Genomic DNA, 2,997 nt, shown 5'->3' with positions numbered 1-2,997 from the left:
GCGGCGGGAGGGGGCCCGCGAAGGCGTCGGCCGCGGCCGCGTGGCCGACGAGCCCGAGGGTCTCGCGCGGGCGCGGGATCCCGGCGAGGTCCCCGGGCTCGACGTCGTCGGCGGCGCGGTCGGCGGGCTTCATGGGGTGCGCTTCATGGTGTCGGCTTCATGGATTGCGCTTCACGGCGTGGGTCTCGCGGCGCGGGCCGGCAGGGTCCGGTCGGCGCGCCCGCCGGCTCCGCCCCCGCGGCTGCTTACACGGCCGCCGACGGGGATGGGACCCGTCGGGCCGGGAATCGCCCCGTTCCCGCGGCCGTTCCCGCGGCCGATCACGCGGCGTCGCCGCTCCGGTCCGCTCCCGCCGGCCGGTCGGGCAGGAGCGCCGGCAGCCGGGACGCGACGGCGGCGCGGATCGCCGCCTCGACCGCGTCGGGGTCGCGGGACGCGTCGATCACCGCGCAGCGGCCCGGCTCCGCCCGGGCGATCGCCAGGAACGCCTCCCGCAGCCGGACGTGGAAGTCGAGGGCCTCGGCCTCGAACCGGTCGGCCCCCTGCCCCGTCCGGGCGCCGCGCCCGGCCGCGCGGGCGAGGCCGGACTCGGGGGCGAGGTCGAGGATCAGGGTGAGATCGGGCCGGGTCGGGCCGACGACGACCCGCTCCAGGGCGTCCACGAGCCCGGGATCGAGGCCCCCGGCGGCGCCCTGGTAGGCCCGGGTCGAGTCGATGAACCGGTCGCACAGCACGGTCTCGCCCCGGCGGAGCGCCGGGCGGATCAGCCGGTCGAGGTGGTCGATCCGGGCGGCGCTGAACAGCAGGGCCTCCGCGAAGGGGCCGTAGGGCTTGGCGACGCCGTCGAGCAGCGCCGTGCGGATCTCCTCCGCCCGCGGCGAGCCGCCGGGCTCGCGCGTCACGCAGACGGGCCGCCCCGAGCGCGCGCGCAGGGTCGCGGCGAGGCGGGCGATCTGGGTCGACTTGCCGGCCCCCTCCCCGCCCTCGACGGTGATGAAGGTGCCGCCCGCCCCGGCGGGATCCCCGGACAGCGGCCCGGTCACGCGCGCGCCGTCACGACGGGTTGGCCGCCCCGGCAGCACCCTTGTCGGCTCCCTTGTCGCCGCTCTTGTCCCCGCCCTTGCCGGCCCGGTCGAAGGCCTTGCGGACGAGCCCGGTGCCGAATTCCAGCGCCGCGTCCATCGCCCGCTGCGACAGGGTGCCGGGCTCCACCGCGGCGCCGGCGAAGAGCGGCTGGTCGAGGGCGACGGTGTCGCCGCGCTGGACGCGCAGGATCCCGACCCGCTGGCCCTCCTCCACCGGGGCGATGAGCGGCCCGGTATAGATCGCCCGGGCGCTGACCCGGTCGCTGGAGCCCCGCGGCAGCAGCACCCGCACGGGCTTCTTCGCCACCAGCGGCACCGAGCCCGACTGGCCGCCGAACACCGAGGCCTCGGCCACGGTCTCGCCCGGCGCGAAGACCTGCCGGGGCTCGAAGGCGCGGAAGCCCCACTCCATCAGCTTGCGCGACTCGGAGGCGCGGTCCCGGGCGGTCTTGAGCCCCGAGACCACCAGCACGAGCCGCTGGCCGTTCTGCACCGCCGAGCCTGTGAGCGCGTAGCCGGACTCCTCCAGGTAGCCGGTCTTGAGCCCGTCCGCGCCGATGTCGAGGGCGAGCAGCGGGTTGCGGTTCTGCTGGCGGATCTTGTTCCAGGTGAACTCCTTCTCGGCGAAGATCTTGTAGTAGTCCGGGTAGGTCTCGATGATGTGCAGCGCGAGCTTCGCCATGTCCCGGGCCGTGACCTTCTGGTCGGGCGCCGAGTAGCCGGTGGCGTTGCGGAAGGTCGAGTTGGTCAGCCCGATCTCCTTGGCGCGCTGGTTCATCAGCCCGGCGAAGGCCTCCTCGGAGCCGGCCATGTTCTCCGCGATGGTGATGGCCGCGTCGTTGCCCGACTGCACGATCAGGCCGCGCAGCAGGTCCGACATCTTGATGCGGCTGTTGACCTGCGCGAACATCGACGAGCCGCCGCCCCCGGCCCCGCCGCGCTTCCACGCGTCCTCGGTGACGGTGAACTCCGTGTCCATCGACAGGCGGCCGGATTTCAGCGCCTCGAACACGATGTCGGTGGTCATCAGCTTGGCCATGCTGGCCGGCGAGAACCGCTCGTCGGCGGCCTTCTCGAACAGGACCGAGCCGGAATCGGCGTCGATCAGGATCGCGTGCGGGGCCGCGGTCTGGAAAGTCTGCGCGGCGGCGGCGGCGAGGCCGGCGCCCAGCGCGCAGGCGGCCGCGAGAAGGGTGAGAAGGGGTCTGCGCATCACCGTTCCGTCCCGCGCCTGCCGTCGGGCCGGAAGCGTCCCGCCCGTATCCCAATAACAAGCGTGACCATATTACGGTTTCGGCGCCGGATCGAATGCGAAATGCCGCATCGGCCGCCACATGGGCTGCCACATGGGCCGCCGGACCCGTCGGGCGGCCGCGGGTCGGCCCGGGCGCCGCCGTCAGTAGATCCCGGCGAGGCGGGCGTGTCCCGCCTTGCCGGCGGTCTTGGTGGCCGGACCCTTGGCGGCGGGGGCCTTGGGGGCGGTCTTGGCAGAGGTGGTCGCGGAGCCGGGCGCGGCCGGCGCACCGGCCTTCGTGGCCGACGCCCTGGCCGGCACCGCGGCGAGGCGCGCCATGGCGAGCTTGGCCGAGGCCGGCATCGCGGTCGGTATCGCGGCCGGGGACGCGCCGTGCGGCGCGGAGGACGGGCCCGACGACGCCTTGGCGAGCTTCACGGTCCCGGGCGCCGGGGCCGCCCGGCCATGGGCCTCGGCGAGGGCCGGGCCGGCCTTCGGGCCGGGCTTCCCGGCGGCATGACCGTGCGCCGGCGGCGCGGCCGGGGCGAGGCCGGGGGTGTGGGCCGGGTTGAGACCCGCGACCTTCAGGGTCCCGGCCCCGAGGCCGCCCCTGGCGGCGACGGCCGGCACGGGGGCGGGCCGGAACTCGCGCACCCGCGGGGCGGTGGGCTGCACGGC

Annotated in this window: 2 protein-coding genes and 1 pseudogene; all 3 read right to left on the bottom strand. The window is 75.9% G+C overall.

The features are described from left to right. Positions 1 to 320 precede the first annotated feature (320 nt). A complete protein-coding gene (gene tmk, locus ACLBYE_RS30105; RefSeq protein ID WP_447696969.1) occupies positions 321 to 1,043 on the bottom strand; it encodes a dTMP kinase in 723 nt (240 codons plus the stop codon). 10 nt (positions 1,044 to 1,053) lie between these two features. Then, positions 1,054 to 2,298: a D-alanyl-D-alanine carboxypeptidase family protein gene (locus ACLBYE_RS30100; protein ID WP_447696968.1), complete on the bottom strand. Its 1,245-nt coding sequence runs from the start codon at positions 2,296 to 2,298 to the stop codon at positions 1,054 to 1,056. 183 nt (positions 2,299 to 2,481) lie between these two features. After that, a pseudogene (locus ACLBYE_RS30095) lies at positions 2,482 to 2,997 on the bottom strand (septal ring lytic transglycosylase RlpA family protein); the annotation flags it as partial.

The sequence above is a fragment of the Methylobacterium sp. A52T genome, from assembly GCF_053346095.1.
This window is presented reverse-complemented; position numbering and strand designations above follow the sequence as displayed.